Source organism: Nonomuraea sp. MTCD27 (assembly GCF_041950495.1).
Taxonomy (GTDB): domain Bacteria; phylum Actinomycetota; class Actinomycetes; order Streptosporangiales; family Streptosporangiaceae; genus Nonomuraea.
Map to the genome: position 1 here is coordinate 74,027 of NZ_JBGNUW010000035.1, position 18,703 is coordinate 92,729.

36 protein-coding genes are annotated in these 18,703 nt (G+C 67.0%); 3 read left to right on the forward strand and 33 right to left on the reverse strand.

The window, feature by feature from the left end; all coding sequences use genetic code 11:
- Positions 1 to 81: 81 nt before the first annotated feature.
- Genes ACBJ59_RS57120 through ACBJ59_RS57225 form a run of 22 tightly spaced genes read right to left on the reverse strand, consistent with a single transcriptional unit; the run spans position 82 to position 11,176 of the window.
- A complete protein-coding gene (locus ACBJ59_RS57120) occupies positions 82 to 1,221 on the reverse strand; it encodes a hypothetical protein (RefSeq protein WP_375118373.1) in 1,140 nt (379 codons plus the stop codon).
- Positions 1,218 to 1,763 carry a hypothetical protein gene (locus tag ACBJ59_RS57125; RefSeq protein ID WP_375118374.1) on the reverse strand — a complete coding sequence of 182 codons (546 nt, stop codon included), beginning with the start codon at positions 1,761 to 1,763 and terminating at the stop codon, positions 1,218 to 1,220. Before ACBJ59_RS57125 ends, ACBJ59_RS57120 begins: the two co-directional genes overlap by 4 nt.
- On the reverse strand, positions 1,763 to 2,170 hold the full coding sequence (locus ACBJ59_RS57130; protein ID WP_375118375.1) for a hypothetical protein: 408 nt from the start codon (positions 2,168 to 2,170) through the stop codon (positions 1,763 to 1,765). The genes ACBJ59_RS57125 and ACBJ59_RS57130 overlap by 1 nt, the downstream gene beginning before the upstream one ends.
- Positions 2,167 to 2,679 carry a hypothetical protein gene (locus ACBJ59_RS57135; protein ID WP_375118376.1) on the reverse strand — a complete coding sequence of 171 codons (513 nt, stop codon included), beginning with the start codon at positions 2,677 to 2,679 and terminating at the stop codon, positions 2,167 to 2,169. The genes ACBJ59_RS57130 and ACBJ59_RS57135 overlap by 4 nt, the downstream gene beginning before the upstream one ends.
- Entirely contained in the window at positions 2,672 to 3,037 is a 366-nt protein-coding gene (locus ACBJ59_RS57140) for a hypothetical protein (protein ID WP_375118377.1), read from the reverse strand. Before ACBJ59_RS57140 ends, ACBJ59_RS57135 begins: the two co-directional genes overlap by 8 nt.
- Entirely contained in the window at positions 3,027 to 3,287 is a 261-nt protein-coding gene (locus tag ACBJ59_RS57145) for a hypothetical protein (protein ID WP_375118378.1), read from the reverse strand. The genes ACBJ59_RS57140 and ACBJ59_RS57145 overlap by 11 nt, the downstream gene beginning before the upstream one ends.
- Positions 3,284 to 3,577: a WhiB family transcriptional regulator gene (locus tag ACBJ59_RS57150; protein WP_375118379.1), complete on the reverse strand. Its 294-nt coding sequence runs from the start codon at positions 3,575 to 3,577 to the stop codon at positions 3,284 to 3,286. Before ACBJ59_RS57150 ends, ACBJ59_RS57145 begins: the two co-directional genes overlap by 4 nt.
- Complete coding sequence (locus ACBJ59_RS57155; protein ID WP_375118380.1) at positions 3,577 to 3,873, reverse strand: hypothetical protein; 297 nt, start codon at positions 3,871 to 3,873, stop codon at positions 3,577 to 3,579. The genes ACBJ59_RS57150 and ACBJ59_RS57155 overlap by 1 nt, the downstream gene beginning before the upstream one ends.
- Positions 3,874 to 3,919: 46 nt before the next feature.
- Positions 3,920 to 4,846: a hypothetical protein gene (locus tag ACBJ59_RS57160; RefSeq protein ID WP_375118381.1), complete on the reverse strand. Its 927-nt coding sequence runs from the start codon at positions 4,844 to 4,846 to the stop codon at positions 3,920 to 3,922.
- On the reverse strand, positions 4,843 to 5,394 hold the full coding sequence (locus ACBJ59_RS57165; protein WP_375118382.1) for a hypothetical protein: 552 nt from the start codon (positions 5,392 to 5,394) through the stop codon (positions 4,843 to 4,845). The genes ACBJ59_RS57160 and ACBJ59_RS57165 overlap by 4 nt, the downstream gene beginning before the upstream one ends.
- Positions 5,391 to 5,624, reverse strand: coding sequence for a hypothetical protein (locus ACBJ59_RS57170; protein ID WP_375118383.1), 234 nt, complete (start codon positions 5,622 to 5,624; stop codon positions 5,391 to 5,393). The genes ACBJ59_RS57165 and ACBJ59_RS57170 overlap by 4 nt, the downstream gene beginning before the upstream one ends.
- Entirely contained in the window at positions 5,621 to 6,004 is a 384-nt protein-coding gene (locus tag ACBJ59_RS57175; RefSeq protein WP_375118384.1) for a hypothetical protein, read from the reverse strand. Before ACBJ59_RS57175 ends, ACBJ59_RS57170 begins: the two co-directional genes overlap by 4 nt.
- Positions 6,001 to 6,354, reverse strand: coding sequence for a hypothetical protein (locus ACBJ59_RS57180; RefSeq protein WP_375118385.1), 354 nt, complete (start codon positions 6,352 to 6,354; stop codon positions 6,001 to 6,003). Before ACBJ59_RS57180 ends, ACBJ59_RS57175 begins: the two co-directional genes overlap by 4 nt.
- Positions 6,351 to 6,734 carry a hypothetical protein gene (locus ACBJ59_RS57185; RefSeq protein WP_375118386.1) on the reverse strand — a complete coding sequence of 128 codons (384 nt, stop codon included), beginning with the start codon at positions 6,732 to 6,734 and terminating at the stop codon, positions 6,351 to 6,353. The genes ACBJ59_RS57180 and ACBJ59_RS57185 overlap by 4 nt, the downstream gene beginning before the upstream one ends.
- 8 nt (positions 6,735 to 6,742) lie before the next feature.
- A complete protein-coding gene (locus tag ACBJ59_RS57190; protein ID WP_375118387.1) occupies positions 6,743 to 6,982 on the reverse strand; it encodes a hypothetical protein in 240 nt (79 codons plus the stop codon).
- A 36-nt stretch (positions 6,983 to 7,018) separates the two neighbouring features.
- Positions 7,019 to 7,273 (reverse strand): hypothetical protein, encoded by a 255-nt coding sequence (locus tag ACBJ59_RS57195; protein WP_375118388.1) that lies wholly within the window; start codon positions 7,271 to 7,273, stop codon positions 7,019 to 7,021.
- Between the two features lie 60 nt (positions 7,274 to 7,333).
- A complete protein-coding gene (locus tag ACBJ59_RS57200; RefSeq protein ID WP_375118389.1) occupies positions 7,334 to 7,753 on the reverse strand; it encodes a hypothetical protein in 420 nt (139 codons plus the stop codon).
- Complete coding sequence (locus ACBJ59_RS57205; protein ID WP_375118390.1) at positions 7,753 to 9,474, reverse strand: hypothetical protein; 1,722 nt, start codon at positions 9,472 to 9,474, stop codon at positions 7,753 to 7,755. The genes ACBJ59_RS57200 and ACBJ59_RS57205 overlap by 1 nt, the downstream gene beginning before the upstream one ends.
- The gene (locus tag ACBJ59_RS57210) at positions 9,474 to 10,451 is read right to left on the reverse strand and encodes a hypothetical protein (protein ID WP_375118391.1); all 978 of its coding nucleotides are present in this window, start codon (positions 10,449 to 10,451) and stop codon (positions 9,474 to 9,476) included. The genes ACBJ59_RS57205 and ACBJ59_RS57210 overlap by 1 nt, the downstream gene beginning before the upstream one ends.
- Entirely contained in the window at positions 10,448 to 10,651 is a 204-nt protein-coding gene (locus ACBJ59_RS57215; RefSeq protein ID WP_375118392.1) for a hypothetical protein, read from the reverse strand. Before ACBJ59_RS57215 ends, ACBJ59_RS57210 begins: the two co-directional genes overlap by 4 nt.
- The gene (locus ACBJ59_RS57220; protein WP_375118393.1) at positions 10,648 to 10,854 is read right to left on the reverse strand and encodes a hypothetical protein; all 207 of its coding nucleotides are present in this window, start codon (positions 10,852 to 10,854) and stop codon (positions 10,648 to 10,650) included. The genes ACBJ59_RS57215 and ACBJ59_RS57220 overlap by 4 nt, the downstream gene beginning before the upstream one ends.
- Positions 10,855 to 10,873: 19 nt before the next feature.
- Positions 10,874 to 11,176: a hypothetical protein gene (locus ACBJ59_RS57225; protein ID WP_375118394.1), complete on the reverse strand. Its 303-nt coding sequence runs from the start codon at positions 11,174 to 11,176 to the stop codon at positions 10,874 to 10,876.
- A 282-nt stretch (positions 11,177 to 11,458) separates the two neighbouring features.
- Between ACBJ59_RS57225 and ACBJ59_RS57230 the strand changes: the two genes are divergently transcribed.
- Positions 11,459 to 11,983, forward strand: a complete 525-nt coding sequence (locus ACBJ59_RS57230) for a hypothetical protein (protein WP_375118395.1) — start codon at positions 11,459 to 11,461, stop codon at positions 11,981 to 11,983.
- On the opposite strand, the gene ACBJ59_RS57235 is transcribed toward ACBJ59_RS57230, so the two are convergent.
- Genes ACBJ59_RS57235 through ACBJ59_RS57245 form a run of 3 tightly spaced genes read right to left on the reverse strand, consistent with a single transcriptional unit; the run spans position 11,984 to position 13,571 of the window.
- Positions 11,984 to 12,937, reverse strand: a complete 954-nt coding sequence (locus ACBJ59_RS57235; protein ID WP_375118396.1) for a LuxR C-terminal-related transcriptional regulator — start codon at positions 12,935 to 12,937, stop codon at positions 11,984 to 11,986. It lies immediately after the preceding gene.
- Positions 12,938 to 12,972: 35 nt separating this feature from the next.
- Entirely contained in the window at positions 12,973 to 13,263 is a 291-nt protein-coding gene (locus ACBJ59_RS57240) for a hypothetical protein (RefSeq protein WP_375118397.1), read from the reverse strand.
- A gap of 53 nt (positions 13,264 to 13,316) precedes the next feature.
- Positions 13,317 to 13,571 carry a hypothetical protein gene (locus tag ACBJ59_RS57245; RefSeq protein ID WP_375118398.1) on the reverse strand — a complete coding sequence of 85 codons (255 nt, stop codon included), beginning with the start codon at positions 13,569 to 13,571 and terminating at the stop codon, positions 13,317 to 13,319.
- Positions 13,572 to 13,866: 295 nt separating this feature from the next.
- On the opposite strand from ACBJ59_RS57245, the gene ACBJ59_RS57250 reads away from it, so the two are divergent.
- Positions 13,867 to 14,115: a hypothetical protein gene (locus ACBJ59_RS57250; protein WP_375118399.1), complete on the forward strand. Its 249-nt coding sequence runs from the start codon at positions 13,867 to 13,869 to the stop codon at positions 14,113 to 14,115.
- 80 nt (positions 14,116 to 14,195) lie between these two features.
- Here ACBJ59_RS57250 and ACBJ59_RS57255 read toward each other — a convergent pair whose 3' ends face one another.
- The 7 genes from ACBJ59_RS57255 to ACBJ59_RS57285 form a co-directional block, all read right to left on the reverse strand.
- Complete coding sequence (locus ACBJ59_RS57255; RefSeq protein ID WP_375118400.1) at positions 14,196 to 14,681, reverse strand: GntR family transcriptional regulator; 486 nt, start codon at positions 14,679 to 14,681, stop codon at positions 14,196 to 14,198.
- Between the two features lie 211 nt (positions 14,682 to 14,892).
- Complete coding sequence (locus ACBJ59_RS57260; RefSeq protein WP_375118401.1) at positions 14,893 to 15,093, reverse strand: hypothetical protein; 201 nt, start codon at positions 15,091 to 15,093, stop codon at positions 14,893 to 14,895.
- Complete coding sequence (locus ACBJ59_RS57265; RefSeq protein ID WP_375118402.1) at positions 15,093 to 15,308, reverse strand: hypothetical protein; 216 nt, start codon at positions 15,306 to 15,308, stop codon at positions 15,093 to 15,095. Before ACBJ59_RS57265 ends, ACBJ59_RS57260 begins: the two co-directional genes overlap by 1 nt.
- Positions 15,305 to 15,637, reverse strand: coding sequence for a hypothetical protein (locus ACBJ59_RS57270; RefSeq protein ID WP_375118403.1), 333 nt, complete (start codon positions 15,635 to 15,637; stop codon positions 15,305 to 15,307). Before ACBJ59_RS57270 ends, ACBJ59_RS57265 begins: the two co-directional genes overlap by 4 nt.
- Positions 15,634 to 16,338: a hypothetical protein gene (locus ACBJ59_RS57275; RefSeq protein ID WP_375118404.1), complete on the reverse strand. Its 705-nt coding sequence runs from the start codon at positions 16,336 to 16,338 to the stop codon at positions 15,634 to 15,636. Before ACBJ59_RS57275 ends, ACBJ59_RS57270 begins: the two co-directional genes overlap by 4 nt.
- Positions 16,339 to 16,413: 75 nt before the next feature.
- Positions 16,414 to 16,788, reverse strand: a complete 375-nt coding sequence (locus ACBJ59_RS57280; protein ID WP_375118405.1) for a hypothetical protein — start codon at positions 16,786 to 16,788, stop codon at positions 16,414 to 16,416.
- The gene (locus ACBJ59_RS57285) at positions 16,785 to 17,270 is read right to left on the reverse strand and encodes a hypothetical protein (RefSeq protein WP_375118406.1); all 486 of its coding nucleotides are present in this window, start codon (positions 17,268 to 17,270) and stop codon (positions 16,785 to 16,787) included. The genes ACBJ59_RS57280 and ACBJ59_RS57285 overlap by 4 nt, the downstream gene beginning before the upstream one ends.
- A 243-nt stretch (positions 17,271 to 17,513) precedes the next feature.
- Here ACBJ59_RS57285 and ACBJ59_RS57290 point away from each other — a divergent pair, with 243 nt between their 5' ends.
- Positions 17,514 to 18,047, forward strand: coding sequence for a hypothetical protein (locus tag ACBJ59_RS57290; protein WP_375118407.1), 534 nt, complete (start codon positions 17,514 to 17,516; stop codon positions 18,045 to 18,047).
- Positions 18,048 to 18,056: 9 nt separating this feature from the next.
- Here the strand turns inward: ACBJ59_RS57290 and ACBJ59_RS57295 are convergent, their stop codons facing one another.
- Entirely contained in the window at positions 18,057 to 18,644 is a 588-nt protein-coding gene (locus tag ACBJ59_RS57295) for a YkgJ family cysteine cluster protein (protein ID WP_375118408.1), read from the reverse strand.
- Between the last annotated feature and the right edge of the window lie 59 nt (positions 18,645 to 18,703).

Genomic DNA, 18,703 nt, shown 5'->3' on the forward strand with positions numbered 1-18,703 from the left:
TTTGTCCTTACTGCCCTGGCACGGCTTGACGTCAGCGCGGGAGAACAATCCACCCCCTGGTGTCCTGATCGGACAGGTTGATCATGCGCTGTCCCCTCCGTACCGGGCGAACACGGCGTTGATCGCAGCCAGCTCGGCCTTGGCCTGGTCGCGGTCGGCCTTGACCTCGCCCAGCTCGACGAGGAGGTTGTCCCGGTCGGTGCGAACCTCGGCCAGCTCGGCGCGTGCCATGTCCCGCTCGCGGACTGCCTCGTCGCGCTCGGCTTCCGCGTGCTGGATGGCCTGCTCGAACCCGATGAGTGCCCGCAGTGCCGGGCCCGCGGTGGCCGGCGGCGCGGTCTCGGGGGCCGGGACGGGGGTCTTCGTGGTGGTCTTCGCGGCGGTTGCAGCCGTGACGGTCCGGGGATCGGGCTTCGGGGTGGTCTTGGTGATGGTGAGTCCGCCGTCGTTCCACTCCAGCGCGATCCACCAGACGGGCGGGTTGGCGCGGGGCCGGTGGCAGCGGGTGTGCTCGGTCCGGTTCAGGTACTGGCGGACCTCCTGTTCGTGCAGGGTGTCCCAGTCGGGGCAGGCGCCCTTAATGATCTGGGACAGGGCGCCCTGCCACTGCACGCCGACGACTCCGCCGTTGGTCAGCGGCTTGTCTCCCTGCTCGCGGGCCGCGTCGCGCAGCAGACCCCACAGTGCTTCGGCATCAGCGAAGATGTTGCGGGGCTTACTCCGGACGACGGTCGCGGTGTCGCCGATCTTCGGCACGGTGGTGTCTCCTTCGGTGGCGGTGTTGGTGTTCTTGGTGAGGTGAGCGATCACTTCGTCCTTGCGGGCCTGCAGCATCTCCGCGAAGGGCTGGGCATCCATGGGCCCGGGGGTGTGGAGGTTGCCTCCCGACACGTACGGCCGGAGGCCGTTGGAGAAGGCGGCGGCGAGGAGCGCTTCGACGCTCCACCAGGTGTCGCGGGGCATGGTGGCGGCTTCCTCGGTGGTGGCGGGGTCGGTGGCGGCGACCATGGGTGAGGGCTTTGTGGGATGGTCGTGCAGCAGTGAGCGGATCTTGGTTTTGTAGTTGTCGAGGCCGCGGCCCATGGCCTGCATCGGGATTTCGCCGGTGCGGCCGTTCTTGGGGTTGGTGATCAGGAACTTGCCGTTGGCGAGCTGCATTGTGAAGCCGAGGCGTTCCGTCTCGGCCTCGACGAGCTTCTTGACGTCGGACTTGTTCGTCATGTGGCGGGCTCCTTCCGGATGCGCAGGCCGAGGTGATCGGCGTAGGCGGCGGTCCCGGCTGCGCCCTTGCTCGCGGGGTGTAGGTGGGCCAGGACCTCGAAGGCGCCCCCGCGGCCGGCGGCGAGGCCGAGCATGAATCCGTTGCGGTACGGTCCGGCGGACCTGGACAGCTCGCGGATGTGCCAGGGCGCGGGGTGCGTCTCGACGGTCACGCCCGGTGTGTGGTTGGCCCACTCGTACGTCCAGCGGTCCCCGCCCGAAGGTTCGTCGGTGTCGGGGTTGTAGCCGACGATCACGTGGAGACGCCCGTCGGCTCGCGCCAGCGTGGTCTCGAGGTCGGCGCGGACCCTGTGACGGGTGGCGCCCCGCCACCCGGTGTAGACCAGGGTGGCGGGGCGCGGGCTGACGAGGGCTTCGAGCTGGCTTTTGAAGTGCTGCCGGACGTGGTCGGCGGCTTCGGGCGGGACGAGTTGGTCGTCGAGGCTGCGGTTGAGCATGATGAGCAGGACGGCCCGTTCGCTCGGGGTGAGGTGCTTGAGCATCAGCCGGCCTCGCGGGTGCCGGTCGCCACGGTGATGTTCTCGGTGATCAGGATGATGACCGGCTTGGCGTCGATCGGCTCCCACACCGCTCGGCCGTGCTCGTCGTAGACGAACGCCCCGTTCTCGTCGGTCTTCACCGCCTTGTTGCGGAAGAAGGAGCGGGAGCAGCGCTCAGTGGGCTTCACCCTGACTCTGGTGACGCGCTTCAGGCCCGCGTGGTTGGGGTTGTCCGGGTCGAATCGGGCCCAGCCGTACGTGTCGGGGTCGTTGACGACGTCCCAGATCTCGACGACTCGGGCTTCCTGGATCTCGATGGACCCGCCGGACCCGACCGGGTAGAGGATCACGGTGCCGACTGTGTAGATGTTGCCTCGCCAGTCCGTGAGAGTGCGCTGCTCAGCGGTCATCGGCTGTCTCGCTTGTGAGTGCAGGTGTCGGTGGTCTCTCCGTGGAGGGCGAGGTGGTCGGCGCAGGGCCAGGTGGGGCAGTCGTCGTTGGTGCAGACGGTGACGGGCCGGGGCGCGCACATCGCGCACATGATCAGGACACCTGTCACCCACTGCCCGCAGTGGGCGTCGCAGGAGACCCACGTCTCAGTCGTGGTGGGCTGGTGGCGGGCGTCGATGCGGTCGAACGCGGCGCGCAGGTCGATGTCCCCCTCGCTGCGAGGGGCGTCGGTGACGGGCATTTCGGTCCTTTCGATGGCAGGCCAGTTCACGGCCTCGTCGATGATCACGAGAGAGGCGCGCTGGCCCTGCATGGTCTGGCGCGCCTTCATGCGCTGCTTGATCTGGTCTTGGGTTGGTGGGGTGTAGCCGTGCCAGCCAGCCGTCTGGGACCACCGCTGGAAGTGGATGTGCCGCGCCAGTCCGCACCAGCGGCACCCAGACGGCTGCGCGACCATTCGCTCAGTCACTGCCTCGGCGCACCCTGCGCCGTTCCCGCCGCGACATGTACAGCTGAATGCCGTACGCGCCGCCGCGGCGATGAGCGATCCATTCGGCTTCGGCGTAGCCGCCGGGCTCGACCCCGACCGTGCGGACGGTCTCAACGAGCTCCGTCATCGACATGGGGAACATGTGGCTCTCGTCGTCGAGCCACATCACGTAGCCGGCGGCGCGGCCGCGGGCGAACTGGCCGAGTTGGAGTCGAGCGGTGAACGGCTCCGGAGCGCGCCACACGATCTCGCCCTCTGGGGTCCATGCGGCGCGCAGGAGGTTGCCGAACTCGTCGAACGGAACCAACGCCTTGTCGTCGTCCAGGTCAGCGGCCATCGCTGTCTCCCTTGCCGATCTGGGCCAGGGCGTGGCGGGCGATGGCTGCACCGTGGAGCCCGTTCGGAGGTGCCGGGGGCGCGGGCGTGGCCGCTGGCGGGATGTGATTCCAGCCGTTGGCGCGGAGCCAGACAATGAACTCGAACGCGAAGTCCGTGGTGCTGTCCCGTTCTTCGGGATCGGTGCGGTCGCGTTCAAAGACGCGCTGCGTGAGTGCCTCCATCGCCTTCTCTGCTGCCTTGGTCATCATGGGGTTCTCCTTTCTCGTGCTGCCTTGCGCTGCTGGCGGCGCCGGTAGGCCCTGCGTTCGTCTTCATCGAGGCCGCCAGCGACGCCGTATTGGGCTGCGCTGGCCTGTAGGTGGAAGGCCAGGCACTCGACCTGGACGGTGCAGGTGCGGCAGAGCTGCTTGGCCTGTTCGGTGCGGGCTTCCTTCTGTTTGGGGGTCTCGCGGGGTTCGCCCTCGCCTGGGCCGAAGAACAGGACCAAGTCCTGTCCCCGGCAGGCAGCGCTGTTCCGCCATCCCCTGCGGGCGGACATCAGCGCCTCCGCTCGGTCAGTCCCATTTCTCGGGCGGCGGCGCTGTACCGTTCGACCTGGCGCAGCGACATCCGCGTCTCGGCGGCGATCTGCTGCAGCGTCTTGCCGTTGTTGATCAGCTCTGCGACGCGCTGGGCCTTGGCGAGGCTCCTCGGCGTGACCGGGATCCAAGCTGGCCCGGACTCGGGCCGGATGACTCGGTATCCCGCGTTGCCGAGCGCGTCGAGGATGTCGGCGGCGTTGGGAGCGGCGGACGTGAGGGCGTCGGTGATGACCTCGGTCGCCGTGTTACTCATGAATGTTTCTCCTGCTCGTCCGCTTGATTGCGGTAGCGCTTTCGGCTCATGCGGGCTCGCGCAGCTTGCCGAGGCTGAGCTCCGCCCGGTTCAGGAGGCGCTCCAGTGCTTCCCAGGTGGTGCCGAGCCGTTCAGCGAGCCGCTCCCCGTCGATCTCCTGCGTGTGGGGGTTGATCGGCGGGTCGGTGGCGAGGATGAACCGGGCGTCCTCCAGGAGGGCCTGGGTGTTCCGCATGAGGCGGGCCCCGTCGAGGGTGCCTCTCTTCTTGAGCAGCTTGAGGTGGGTGTCGCACAGCAGGCGCTCGTCCTTCGACCCGTTGACGCAGGTCGGGTAGGAGCAGCGGACCGTCTGCCAGGGCTTCGCGTCGGGCTCGTCGATGGCGTCGGCCCAGGCGTGCAGCGGCAGCCACCGTTGGGTGACCGCGTGGGAGCGGGTGTAGCCGACCGAGGCTTTCGGCAGGTGTTCCTTGGGATCGAGGGCGGCCAGCTCCTCGGCAGCGTTCCGGATGCGTCGCGCGATACTGACACTGGTGGTCGCCCGCACACGCGCCCGGATCGCCTGCAGGTGCGTCTCGTCCACCTCCGTACGGCTGGCGATCTCCTTCAGCGGCCAACCCATCACAGCGAGCGCCCGCAGTCGGCGCGCTGAGCCGATCGCATTGATCCGGACGTGGTCGGGCAGGTCGTCCACGACGAATGCCAGGATCGCATCAGACACTCGCGCGCTGATCTTCGCGGGCGGCTCAAGTCCCCGGCTGGGAGAGCCGTCCATGACGTGGAAGACGGTGGACTTGTTCAGTCCCACCGCCTCGGCGAGGGCTCCGTAGCTGACCAGCCAGATCCGGTTCATATTCCGGACGTGGGCGCGGGCGTTGTCGGCGTTCACCAGCCCACGCCACGTTCCCGCGCGCAGTTCACGGCTTCGTCTGCGCTGGTATCGACGCTGCGCCTCCATCAGGGTGCTGCGTGTCATCGCGTCATCTCCGGCCACGTCAGCTTGTCGAGCGCGGCCCGGTGCGCCTTGGGCATGTCCGCGAGCGGGTGTCCGAGGTGGTCGGCTCCCAGCGCGGCCAGCGTCGCGGCGTCGGCCATGTTGTGGTCGCCGCCGGTGTTGAAGACCGGCAGGCGACGGGCGATCGAATCAACGATCTCGCCCTTGCTGCCGCTGCCCTTGCCGAGCGCATACGTCTTCAGCGTGGCCTGCGGCACCTCGACGATGGGCACCCCGGCGTCCGCGATGATGCCCATGGTCCGGTAGTACAGGTAGGAGCGTTCACCGGCGCCGCCGCGGCCGCCGTCCTGCCGGTTGAACACCAGCTTCTCGACCAGGACGAGGTGGGCATGCTCGGCGTTGCTGAGCACGACGATGCGGCTGGCCAGGTCGTTGAGCGTCCGGTACTTGGTGCGCAAGGGCATGTTGGTGATGCCGTCTCGGCCTACCTTCTCGCACCAGCCGAGGCCGTTGGCCATGCCTGTGGCGGTGAGGGAGAGGTCGAGGCCAACGACGTGAAAGGGGATCAAGACTGCCATTCCTTCGGGGTTTTGAGGACCTTGTGCAGGTCGTGGTCAAGGAAGAAGTCGGACCACAGGGCCGGGTCCTTGGCGACCTGGTCGGCCGGCCGGGCGGCCCGGTGGTCGCGGTTGCTGCGGGAGCGCCGCCGCTCCGCGCGTTGGGCGAGCAGCGCGAGGATGATCACCCCGGCGGCGGCCAGCACGGTGAGTGCGCCGATCGCCGCCAGGACGTCCTTCACGCGGTGTCCTCCACGCGGGCGTCGAGCTGGGCTCGGAGTGCGGTCTTCTCGGCGGCGGTGGCGAGCAGGTCGCGCTCGGCCGACTCGGCCCGCTGCACCTGCGTGCTCAGCTCCTCGTTCAGCTTGTACGCCAGCTCGGACGCGGCTTCGTACTGGGCGCGGAGCCCGGTCATCTCGACGTCGATGTCCCGCCGCATCATCTCGGCACCGACGATCAGCCCGAGCAGGATGCCGACAAACACGCAGACGACGGCGATGACGAGCGCCCACACCCCACCGAAGACGATCAGCCCGCCGAAGAACGCGATGCTCACGCCGAGCACGAAGTACCTCTGGTACGGCTGGGCCTTCGTGACGGCGATCTCGAACTTCGCCTTCACTTCGTCACCTCGCCCTCGATGCTGAGGATGTTCGGGTACGACGAGGTGACTTCGACGCGCCAGCCGTTGACTTTGAGTCGGTAGGTGCGGCCGACCTTGAGGGCGCCGTACATGTCGGAGCTGTTGAACTTCAGGCTCAGCCAGGCGTCGGTGTTCTCGTAGACGCCCTGGTCGGTGAAGATCAGGTATCGGCAGTCGCGGCGGGTGTCGCAGACCCGCTCCTTCGACTCCACGGTGGCGGTTTCGATGCGGCCGGTGCCGGTCTTGACCATCGCGACGCCGATGATGATCGCGAGGATGACCGCGAAGAAGATGAGGCCGCCAATGACCTCTACGTCGTTGCGCCTCATCGGCCACCGCCCTGGAGAGCGGCGTCGATGCGCGCCTGCTGGTCGGCGGGGGCGTGCGGCCGGGTCATCTCGGCGATGAGCTGGGTCGCGGGCCGGCCAGCGAACTGCTCCCCCTCGGCCGGCTTGTCCCTGCGGAGCTTGTCCAAGGTGGCGGGCGGCAACTCGACGCCGTGCTCGCGGAGCGCGGTGGCGAGGGATTCGACGTCGGGCAGCGCACATGGGGTGTATCCGATCCAGAAGACCTCGACGTCCTCCTCGTCGATGGAGGCGGGAGGGTCGAACGCCGTGGCCCAGTAGGTGTTGAGGGGCGCATCCCAACCGACCGTGGTCACCCGCTTGTCGGGCGAGCCGGGAGCGTTGGGGATGGTGTAGCGGCTCATGGACTTCCTTACTGGTCAGCGGCGGCGTGGGCCTGGAGGACCACGACGCCGTCAGTGGACTTGGCCAGCTCGAACGCGGCGGCGTAGCCGGCGAACCCCGCGGCGAGCTGGAGACGGTTGGGGGCGTCGGCGGCATCGAACGCCTGGAGGAGCTTCTGCACGAACGTGGAGCCGGGCCAGCCGCCCCGGCCGAAGTGGAACAGGACGTGGGCGGCGATCGTCGGAGTGATGTGCGGGTCGCTGTGCATGCGGACTCCCGGGGCCGTGGTGCCGGTGTGTGAGGGTCAGGTGGTGGCGTTCTCGCGGGCGAACTGGTCGGCGTCGAGCTTCTGCAACGCGGCCACGATGTCGCCGCGCCAGCCGACGACAGCGCTGGAAAGCCGGTCGGCAATCTGCAGGGCTTCCAGCAGGGCGGCCCGGTCGTTCAGCGCGGCGGGGTAGCGGCGGCTCCCCATCGCGAGGACGGTCTCCTGCGCGGCCAACCGGTGCTCGATCGTGGCGGGGGTGACGTCGTCGTACTCGACGGTGATGGACTTCATGGGGCACTCCTTAGGGGCGGACCCGGCGCCGGCACTGCGCGACGCCGAGCCGGGGACTGGTCAGGCGAAGTAGTCGGGCTTCAGCGGGGCGTACGGATCCTCGGCCTCCTCGCCCTGCCAGGCGTTGGCGAGGCGGACGAGGACGACCCAAGCGGCGTCGTGGACCGTGCGGGCCAGCGGCGTTCCGAGACGGGCAGCTTCGGACAGGTCCTGGTGCACATCGCGGATCCGCTCCAGGCGCTCCCGCTGCTCGTCGAGCTGACGGCGGACATCGGCGTAGTCCTCGCGGAAGGTGGGTCCGGGCATGTACTCGACGAGCAGCCGGAACGCCTTGCAGAGCAGGCAGTTGCGGCGGTCCCGGCACGTTCCCGCGTGGCGCGCGACCTCGGCGAAGGTGGTGGCACGCTGCTCGCGCTCGCGCTTGACTCGGGCGAGTCGGTCGGCGCGAAGCGCTGCCCGCTGGTCGTTGTTCAGGCGCATCACTGGCCGCCGTCCGGGGCGACCTCGCTGTTGGTGAGCTTCTGGAGGAAGGCGGCGAGGTCGGCATTGGTGGCCTCAGCGACCGGCTTCTCCATATGCAGCTCGAACTTGGCGGAGAGCTGCTGGTTGTTGCCGTCGAGGTCGGACCAGACGTTGACGATGCGCTGCTGCAGGTCCTTGCGGCGGGCGGCGGCCTGCTGCATGAGCACCTTGACCCCGTCATTCACCTGCGCGGCGTTGAGCTCCTTCGTCGAGGTGACGGTGACACCCAGGTGCTCAGTGATCCAGGCGAACCGAGCCTCATCGTTCTTCGCGGCCGAGCCCCTGCCGGTGCGGCCGGTAACCCCCGCCTCGCCAAACCAGATGCCGAGGTCGCGCAGCGCCTTAGCGGTGGGCTTCGGCTGCTCCTCGTCCTCGACGACCACCGCGTCCACGATGTCCTCACCGTCGTCCGCCGCCGCGGTGCTCTGCTCGCGGGCGGCCTCGAGGAGCGCTTCCGCGCGCTCGGATGCCTTGCGCGGTTCATCAGCGATCTGACCCGCCGCGGGCTGCCCGAGGTGGTCGGCGAACTCCAGGAGCTGCTGCAGAGTCGCGGCCTTCATCGTGGTGCCGGTGCGGTCGCGGAACACGGTGTGGAGCTGGCTCGTCGTGCCAGACCACGCGGTCATAATGTGCTGGCGGATCCGATCCGCCTCGGGGTCGGTCGGCGCCGGCGGCGGGTCCTGCGGGTATCCGCCAGGCGGCGGGTTCTCAGGAGGTTCCTCCAGGTACTCGTACATGGGCTCACGGGGCTCCGTGGCCGCCGGGGCGGGCTGTCCCTGTGGTGCGCCCTTGTCCGGCTGCGGGGGGAAGATGGCGACGCGGGCCTTGGCCGCGGCCTCCACTTCTTCGCCTCGGCCTTGCCAGGCGGGGTCGAGCTTGGACGTCCTCCAGATGGCCACGACCGCGTCGCGGTCGGTGGCCGCCTCGATCATCTTGAGGTAGTCGGTCGCGGGCGCGGCCTCGATAGCCCGCTGACCACCGCCACCACGGCCCAGCTCTGCACGGCGCGCGACCTCGCCCGACATCAGCTCGTCGAACCCGATGCCCTCGATCGTCAGACCGGGCACCATGTACGTCGTGGCCTTGACCACGCCGTCCTTCGGGTCGAGGAACGAGCCGGTGCGCTCGGCCACGTACAGCCAGGCGTCCACGTAGGTCCCTGCGTGTGCCAGGAACTCGGCGGCGTTGGGCAGCTCGGCCGCAGCGTTGCCGCCCTTGCTGTCCAGCCGCCACAGGCCCAGGCTGGGCACTTCCTTGAGGAAGACACCGAGTCGGGTGTGCGGCTTGCACGGCCGTCTCTTAAGCTCGACGTCCGCCCCGCACAGGCACGGTCCGACGAACGGCGCCTGCATCGCGACGCCGGTGCAGCGACGGATGCACAGCTTCCCGTCCCAGAGCTCCATGTTCTGGCTCAGTCCGTTGGGCGGAACGATGACGGGGATGCGCTGCGCGTTGGTGATGACCTCGAACTGCGGGCCCTGCGGCGACTTCCACGGCTTGACCTCGCCGCCGTACTTCTCGGCGACGCCCCGGATCATGTCCTCGGACGGCGACGTGAACCGGAACGTGTCGATCTTGCTGGGGTACTCCTTGCCGTTCCGGCTCATCTTCTTGATGCCGAGGCGGATCCGGCCGTCCTGCCAGTGGCGGCGCTGCAGTACGGAGGGGTCAATGGGCATCAGGCGGCGTCCTTCCTGGTGGTGGTCTTGCTCGGAGGCTGGATCGGCTTGAAGCCGCGCATTTCGAGCCCGTGGACGTAATGCGCGAGCGGGAGCAGCCCGCAGAACGCGGTGAACGCGTCGGCGTCGGCGGGGAGCGGCACGAAGCCGTAGCCGTTCGTGCGGAGGTTGAGAATCGCTGTCCCGACGAACGGCGGGACAGCGAACTCGTGGCTGGCGTCGTGGGTCTCGCTCTCGCCGTACGTGCACTCGGGCGGGCAGATGAGCGCAACTTCCGCGTTCCGCAGCGCGGCGAGCTGCATCAGGTGGTCTTCGTAGACGGCGCTGGCTGGCTTGGTGAGGCTCGTCTTGATGTCTACGAGCCACAGACCGGACGGCGTCGGGATCGGGCCGGCTGGCACCGCGCGGGGCTTGAACTTCGGGATGATCGGCGATGTCGGGCCGGGGAATCGCAACTCGGCCCAGATGTCGCTCGTCCCGCCGTACGGGATCGTGCGGTTGAGGACCGTGCACTCGGCCGCCTTGATGTCGCGGCGGATGTCCACCCCGAAGTCGCGCAGGAACGCCAGGTAGGCGTCCACGAACGGGGCGGCCTCTTCGTCCGGGATGTACGGGGCCCCGAGGTTGATCGCCTCAGCGATGTTGTGGACCCGGCTTCCAAGGTCGGCCTTCTTGTCCCACTGGACTCGGTACTGCGCCTTGGCCAGCTTGATGAACGCTTCCATGTCATCGGGGTCGGCGGCCGCGCGGACCGCGGCGGGGAGGTTGTCCATCAGCCAGATCGCGGTGTCCCTCGCGGCGGCCGGGGCCAGCGCCTCGATCATGTGCTGGTCGATGGCGTTGGTGACGGAGATCTTCATCCGGTTGGGGTCGTCCGGGTCGAGCATCGGGTCGCAGTAGTAGCGGCCCGCACTGGTGGGGACGGCGTGGCTCGGGTCGTACTGGTCGCGCTCGTCCTCGCGGATGGTGATGTTCACGCACCACCGCCGAGGTGCCCGTCATAGTCGGCCTGGCCGAACCAGCCGAACCGGTACTCGTCCTCGATCATCGGGTCGAGCTGGGTGCCGCCGCGCACGCTGGGCCGGCGTGGGGTGTGCTGCTGTTCGTCGATCTTGAGAGCGCCGGGGTAGTCGGTTAGCTCCCGCTCGGTGGGGAGCGCGGTGCTCGGTGGGGTCACTGGTTGTCCTCTTCGTATTCGGCGGCCAGAAGCCTTCGGCCGGTCTCCTCGACGAGCTGGTATGCGGCGTCGTAGTCGCCGAGGACGTCGGCGAGCAGACGGGTGAGCGCTGATCTGGCGTCGTGGTTCCAGTGCTCGGCGGCTCTTGTGGCGATGAGCTGCACCAGGTCGTCAGGAGGCGGCGCTTGCGTGGTGTCGGTCATGCTGAATGCGGCACCGCTGTTAGCGGGCGGGGATGTACTGGGCGTGGACCAGGACGACCTTGGTTCCGCCGTCCTTGGTCACGGTGCGGGTGGTGGCCTGGAACGTTCCGCACTCGTCGTTGCGGAACCCCTTGTAGCCGTTCTTGACGGCGTTATACAGGCGGTTGGCGTCACGCCTGCCGTCAGGGGTGTCGGGGGTTTCCGCGATGACCGCCCACTTGAGGGGGTTGTCCTGAAGTTCGGCTGCTACAGGCTCGTACTCCTTGTTGGTGCTGGTTTTGACGGGCGCCGGGTCTTCCCAGCGGATGATGCCTTCGGGCATGGCGATATGACGCTCCGTGGTTCGGGGTGGTTTTGCCGGGTGTTTCGTCGGTGCGTTCTCATTTCGGTCGCACTCGATCGAACCGACATAACGACACTATCGCGTTGTGACGCACCATGCAACGTCTGACGCGTCATGCGCGTCATCGCAGCTACCTCGCTTGCGTCACGCAGAGTAATCACTCACTTTGCGATGACAGAGGACGTATTGACGCATCAGTTGATACCGTTGCGCCAGACTCGTATGACGCATCACTTGCCGTGAAGGGACACCCGACTCGCCGTGGCCGACCTCAGCCAGCCCTCAGAAGTAGTTCAGTACCTCATTGAACGCCGCAACACTCCGGGGGGGCTCAAGCGACGCATCTCCACCCGCGCCGCTGCCGCACGCGCCAAGGAACTGGCCGGCAACGCTTTGTCAGAGCCCACTTGGCGACGCATAGAGTCCGGCGAGAAGATCCCAGAAGACCGTGAACTTGTGCTCATGGCAGCCGCCATCAACGACCTAGCGGACGAGCCCCTCGTCACTCCGGACGACTTGCACGAACGAGGTCGGCCAGCGGCAGCCGAACTGTTCCGCGAATGGATCCGAGACCGAACCAAGGCAGATCCCGCGCTCATCGGGATCGACGCGGACGTCACGCCCGAGCACGTGCAACAGAAGCTTCAGACGATGCTGCGCCAGATACGAAGCCTGAAAGGCGTTCCCCAAGAACAACGCAGCCAGATCGAGGCGATCATGCTGGCCCAAATCGAGGCAACCCTCGACGCGACAAACGCGCAGCTACGGATCCTCAAGCCGGAGTAGCTAGTTCAGCCAGTAGCGCGACGCGTAGGCGCCGAGCTGGAACAGGGTCGTAGCCCCGGCCTTGCGCTTGATGCCTTCGAGGCGTCGGTTCACGGTACGCGGATGCACCTTGAGAGCGCTGGCGATGCGCTCGACAGGAGCACCGCCCACTAGCATCTCCAGGACCGCCATCTCGTCAGCGTCCAAGCCGCTGGAACTGGTGAATTGCCCGGGATCGGGCTGTAGCGGTAGCGCCCGCTCCCACTCGGCCTCGAAGACGTGGACGAGGAAGTCCACCAACGTGCCCGGATGCACAAGCAGCATGGGACCGCGCTCGCGGTCCCGTGGGTACCGGGGCGTCAACGCCATGCGCCTGTCCCCGATGAGGAGCTTGTGCGGCAGCCTGTCGGCAAGCCTGATCTCGCACCCCCGGTCGAGGGAGTGGTACAGGCCGTTGATCGCCGACTGCCTCTGGAACGCTTTCCACTCAAAGATGACGCGGCACTTCGCAGGGTGGTTTACAAGATCCGCGCTCGCAGTTTCGCCAGTCCGTTCGGGTGACTTGAGCTCCAGGAACGGATGTGTGACGAGCTGCATGATCTCCGCCTCGGCCGTGGCGTTCAGCGTCTCGTACCAGTGCTGGACCTGCTCGCGGCTGGGCAATACGGTGATGGCGTCCCCACCGTCAGGCTGGTGGGCGTTGTCGTAGACGCGGTCCAGTTCTTCCACGTATGACTGGACCCGCCGAAGCTCCGCTTCTTGTGCGGTGAGGACGCCGTTCATTGCGATCGATGGGCGCCGCGCCATCAGGGGGTTTCCGTGTACGAGGCCCCGGACCGTCAGCTCGTACAGGTCATCGTGGACCTGGTCCCCGAACTGTTCCGCCAGCTCACCGATGCTGGCGGGTCCGGTTGCCAGCAGGTGCCGGTAGAGGCGTTCCTGCTCAAGGCTCAGGCTGGCGATCCGGTGCGGCACGTCGTTTCCTCCCGATGACGTCGCGGCTGTGGTGTTCAGCGCGCGATAGAGCTGATCTCCCCACGCATGTTCTCGAACAAACGTTTGTGATGCTGTGCGAGAAGAAGCGTCCGCCGAGCCGCACGGACCCGCTTCTGCCACCGGATGAGCTGGAACGTGGCAGTCATGGGCACGGCGGCCGTCCACAGGCCGAGCAGCACGACGGCTGCCACACTGAGCGCTTCATTGACGTGCAGGATGAGGAGCACAAGAGCGGTCGTCACCCAGCCCGCGACCGACATCACGGCCAGGCTGAGCAGCCACGTGCGGATGGTGTGACAGATCATTTTTCTCCGAGACTGGCTGGTGTCCTTGCCTGTCCTCCGGGCTCGACGCCCGTCTACATGCCGCCCGTGTGCGAGTTCGGCGCCGACACGACCGGGACATCGATGATGTCGGGGGTGGGCGACGACACCTCGGCCGCGGGGTCCGTCTCCGGAGCCGGGGCCGGGGCCGGCTCAGTGACCGTAACGGCCGGCTCGGGAGCCGGGGTGGCGTCGTCAGCGTAGGCGACAGTGGACGCTGACGCGATCAGGCCCGCAGCGGCGAAAGCGATGGCGTACCTGGTCAGACGCGGAAGCGCTCCCACGAACATGTTGGACTCCTTCAGGATTGGATCGGTACAACCAAGGGTTGCGGACACCCGTTGACATTTGGTCACTCAGGGGCGTCACGCCATGGAGTGACCATAAAAGTGCGTTGACCGGACACTTGTCTACAATTTCGGGCAGCATGTTGACGACATGGCACTTCTCTGACACGAACTGGCGCCAGATTCTCGAATGACCCACTCAGGAGCCTCCTGACAAGAACGCCCCCGGTGCGCCGCACACTTGTCGGACGTGGATGATAGAACGCTCAAGCAATCGTTCACGAGAAAGGCGGGACCAATGAACCGAGCGGTGGCAGCCCTCGCGGCGGCCTTCGTCGTCGGCAACCTGGCGTTCGTCGGAGCCGTTGTCCACGTCGTCCTGACCGGCAGGCTCGGCGGCATCGACGTCGCCGTCATGGCAGGGGCCTGCCTAGCGGCGTGCGCGACGGTGTCCTTGATCGTTCGTCAGCGGCCGCGCATCAATGGCGTCACTACCGCTGCGGACATTTACGAGATGGGATTAGAGCAGGTCAGCACTGGTCGCTGACATAAAGGTGACACGCGACGCAGCCGTGTCTACATTGTGGCTACATCGCGCGCCGCGTCCATTCTCAGCAAACGCTAAGGTCAACTCTCCGTAGGCCATTTATCGCGGGCTGCGACGAACGTTCCAATCGCAGGCACGGTGTACACCCACCCCTGCTCACGGAGCAAAGCCACGGCGGCACTGGCCGTCTTCTTGGCCACGCCGTACTGCTCGATCAACTCCAACTGTGACGGCAGCACCTGATCCGGCCCGTAAACGCCCTGCTTGATGCCGTCTGCGAGGTCGGCGGCGATCTTCTCAAACTCTCGCGGCTCGCGGATCTGCGGAGCGTCGCGCGGGCCGACGTAGGAGCCATCGGCTCGGATGGTGTAGATGACGTCCGCCTCGCGCAGCACCTCCAGGGCTCTGCGCACTGTCAGCCGCGACGCCTGGTGAGTCGCGCACATCTCGGCTTCCGTGGGGAGCGCCTGGCCGGGCTTGAGCTTGCCGGCGGCGATGTCGTCCTTGATGGCGTTGACGATCACCTGGTAGATCGGCACTGGACCCCGAGGGCCTCGCTTCGTCATGGCCGAAGTATACATACCGGGAACCTTTGTAGACATTAGGGGTCTGCTGATCGGGAGAAAAGGTAGCGAGCCAGAAACCGAAAGAGCCCCGGCGCCAGGAGGGGCATCGGGGCTCTCCGCGTATTTGTGCAGATACGCACAACCAGATTACGCCGGTCCGACCGTCAGCGTCGCCGTGTCTGGGAACCGCGCTGTGTGGTGCTGTCGCCCATCACACGCTCCCGTGCTGCCCGTCGATACGCTCCCAGACCTGCGCGCCGATCTCGACCAGGCCGTCCTCGTTCTCGAAGTGGTCGAGCGCCCACCACAACGTGTTGAACTTGAACTCGGCAGCCGCGCAGACCGCGCCCAGCTTGAAGAGGCCGCGCGCCTGGTCGTCGGTGACGCCGAGGTGGCTGAAGTCAACGGCCATCACTTCTCACTGTCCTTCGCGGGCTCGCGCTCGGCCGGCTCGTCCGCTGCCAGGTCGGTGACCCAGTTGCCCATGACAAGCATGGCGAGCAGGCCAAGGCCGAGGATCCAGGTGATGAGGCTGGTGTCCTTCATCAGGTACGCGAAGGTCAGCCACATCGCCAGCATGAGCAGCAGTGTCACCAGGCAAACGACGACGCGGATGGTGGGCTTCATGAGGAGGTCCTTTCGGTGAAGGGAACAGTCTGGTTCTGGGCAGCCTGCTCGGCAGCTCCGCGGAGAGCCGCGACGACATCGGCCTTAGCGCGGTCGGGGTCACGTAACCAGTCGGACAACCCCACTGCCGAGATGTGGCGCTCGAGCGCGGCGAACGCAGCGGCGAGGAGCGCTGCTCCGAGTGCGTTGGGGCCGGGGACGTCACGGACCTCCAGCGCGATGGCGTCGCTGAGCGGAACGCCTGGCTGCTGGCGATGAGATGCCCATCCACTGGCTTCGATGCGGTCTGCGGCGGCAGTCAGGATGCCGCTTACGGTGGCGGTGCTCATCGGCTGCCCCGAATGGCGTCGTACACGTCGCGGTTCAGCCGGGCATCGCCGAGCGCGGTGTGCTTCGTGCCGGGGTCCTGGGCGACGCCGACGATCTCCCACGCCGGGCTGTCCATGTAGCCGCCCAGCCAGTCCTCGACGTACGGGACGGCCTCGGCCTCGAACGCCTCGTCCACCTTTCCGTCGTAGGCGGACAGCCGGCCATCGACGTAGCCGATCAGCAGGGCGCGGATGTCGATCATGCGGTGGTGGGCGGTGAGGAGCTGCCCGTGGACTCTCAGGAACTTGTCCAGAAACTTGCGGTCGTGGGTCGGGTTATTGGCGACAATCGTGGCGCCGTCCAACTCACGAGCGACCGTGGCGGCGATGCTCCCTGCGTTGTCGTTCATGAACCAGTCGCCCTCCGCCGGGGGCTCGCCGGTGTGCTCGTGGATCCACGGACTGCCGAGGTTGATTGCGGGCGCGAGCCTCCGGCTCGCGCCGATGGGCGAACGCCTGACACGGCACCGCTCGTAGTACCGGCCGACCTTCAGGGCGTTCGGGTCGGCGAGGGTGAGGTCCGGGCGGACTTGCCACCAGTATTCGACGTCGGTTCTGATCGGCTGGCGTAGGTCGCGCATGATGAGGCCGATCTCCCACAGGTCGCCGTGGCGTTCGTCGAGGCTGGTGGTCTCGAGGTCGAGGATGGCGAGCTTCTTCACAGAATTCTCTTTCGTCGAGGGAGCCCGGCCGACGTATGGCCGGCCGGGGCGAGGAAGCTGATTGCGATACCGCAATTAGCGGTAATAGCCAGGGCCTTTGTCTCCGCCGTGCATGCGAACCCGGAACTCCTCATCGGGCGTGAGGGCGAGCGCGGGAAGCGTCTCGATCCCCTCACATCTGGCCTTCCAGATGCGATGCCAGCCGTCGATAGGGATGTTTCCGGTATCCGCGAAGGGGGCGAGGATCAAGGGCTGGGTCAGGTCCACGGTGGCGGCATGGGCCTCATTGATGTAGACCAGCCACAGTAGCGCTGCGGCCTTCTCGACCTGGATGTAGTCGGGCTCGCGACCCTCGACGATGCGCATGGCGGCGTTCACGTTCCACGCGTAGGGGCCGAGGTGGAACACCTCGCGTGTGCGCGGGGTGGCCGCGGACTGCTGGGCGGTCATGCCCATTTCTCCTCTTCGATGGCGTCGGTGAGGCTGTTGATGAGCCCTTGGGCCTCTTCGATGGTGATCTTTTCGAGGCTGCCTTCGACCGTGCGACTGCCGGGCAGGGCGGCGACTTCGATGTGGTTGCTGCCGTCTGCGCGGAGGACGGCGACGGGAGAGCCTGCGCAGGTGTACTCGTGTGGTTCGGGCGCGGACAGAAGGACCCAGCCCTCGGCGTCGCGCTCCTTCCAGGTGGCTTCGAGGAAGCCGGGCAGGGGTCCGTCGATCTCGCGGCAGTAGATGTCCGCGAGGCAGAGCACGTCCACGTCGTTGTAGTAGTCGTGGGCGGTGAAGAAGTCGGCCGGAGCCTCGGCCCCCCAGAAGTGAGTCTCGAAGACTGGGCCGATGTCGTCGGGCCGGGCGTCGGGGATGATCAGGTAGTGCTTGATTTCGATCTGCCCGTTGTCAGGGTTGGTGCGGGTGTAGAGCCGCGTTTCCATGCGGTCGCCTTTCAGAGTGTGGTGTTGGCGCTGGTAGCGGTATGCCACCAGGTGGCGAAGGAAAGTTGATCTTGGATCCTGCGATCACTCCAATAGTACATTAAGTAGGGCGATACATATAATCAGGGGGTCAATTGATGTGAGCTGGGGAAACGAGAGATACCGCGACGCTCCCAACGACAAGCGCGACGCGGACCCCGTACGGTGAGAACACACGCACAGCACAGCCACAGGAAGCCACACATGCCGCGCACCCCGAAGCCGCCACAGGACTCGCGCCCAACCCTGTTCGACGACCTCACCGCCGAGCAGCCACAGAAAGCGGAACCGCAATCAAGCCGCCGAACTGGGCCGCGACGCGTCCGAGCGGTCCGCTGGACCAACCTCGTCCCCACCACCGTCTACCTGTACCGGGCCCTCGACGACCGCCTCACCGAGGCCCTGGAAGCGGACGGCATGGGCCCGCAAGAAGCGTGGGAACTCGCCATCAACGCCTACTGCGATGCACTGCAGCCACCCATCCAGGCAGAGTTCCCTGAGCCGATCAAGAAGTCCGACATCTCGTTGCCGCGCGACACCAGCCAGCCGGTCGGCACACCTCGCGAAGGCCCTGTTGCGCCCGGCGCCACGATCCGGCTCAAGCGGAACACGAGAGCGAGACTCGCAGCCGCGTGCAAGCAGGAGAGGATGGGCGGCATGGCCGCCCTCAACGACGCCATGGAGGCGTACCTCGACGAACGAGACCTGGCCAAGGTGGACGAGAACGACTCCGAATAGCGGCGCACCTCATCCCCGCCGGCGGCGCGGCCGCTTCTTCTTCGGCGCGACGGGCAGGCTGATGCCGTACTGGGCGGCCTTGCCCTTCCAGCGCTCGATGGCCTGCTCGGGGTTCGCGGCCGGCCGGTTCTCCTGCACGTACTCGCGTACGGTGCGCCGAAACTGTGGATTGTCGAACCTCTCCTTGAGACGCTCCAATTCCTCCCCGCTGAGCGGGTCCGGCTTGCCGACATCGAGAGATTGCGCCAGCAGCGCGTGCCCCTCCGCATCCGACAACAGCCCTTCCTCGGGCCGGCAGCCGTACGGGCACGGCATCGTCTCGACCGCACCCCAGAGGTGGCAGGACATCGGCCGGACGTCGTACACGCTGCACCGCCCGTCCTTCAGCGCTGGGCAGGTGTAGTCCCCTGTCTCGACGAGCTGGGCCAGCGCGTCCTGGTAGTGCGGGATCTTCACGCCCTGTTCACGGATGCGCTGGTGCTCGCGCGGGTTCATCCCGACCGGACCGCAGCTATCGACGCACAGCCCCTTGCACCCGGGCTGCGGCACCCGGGCGTACAGCTTGTCGAGGGCGGCGTCCATGTCAGATCGCTTCACGTGGCGTCCTTCGCAAATGGAAACGTCGGCCGTCCGCGCCCCCGCAGCGGTCCCCCCAC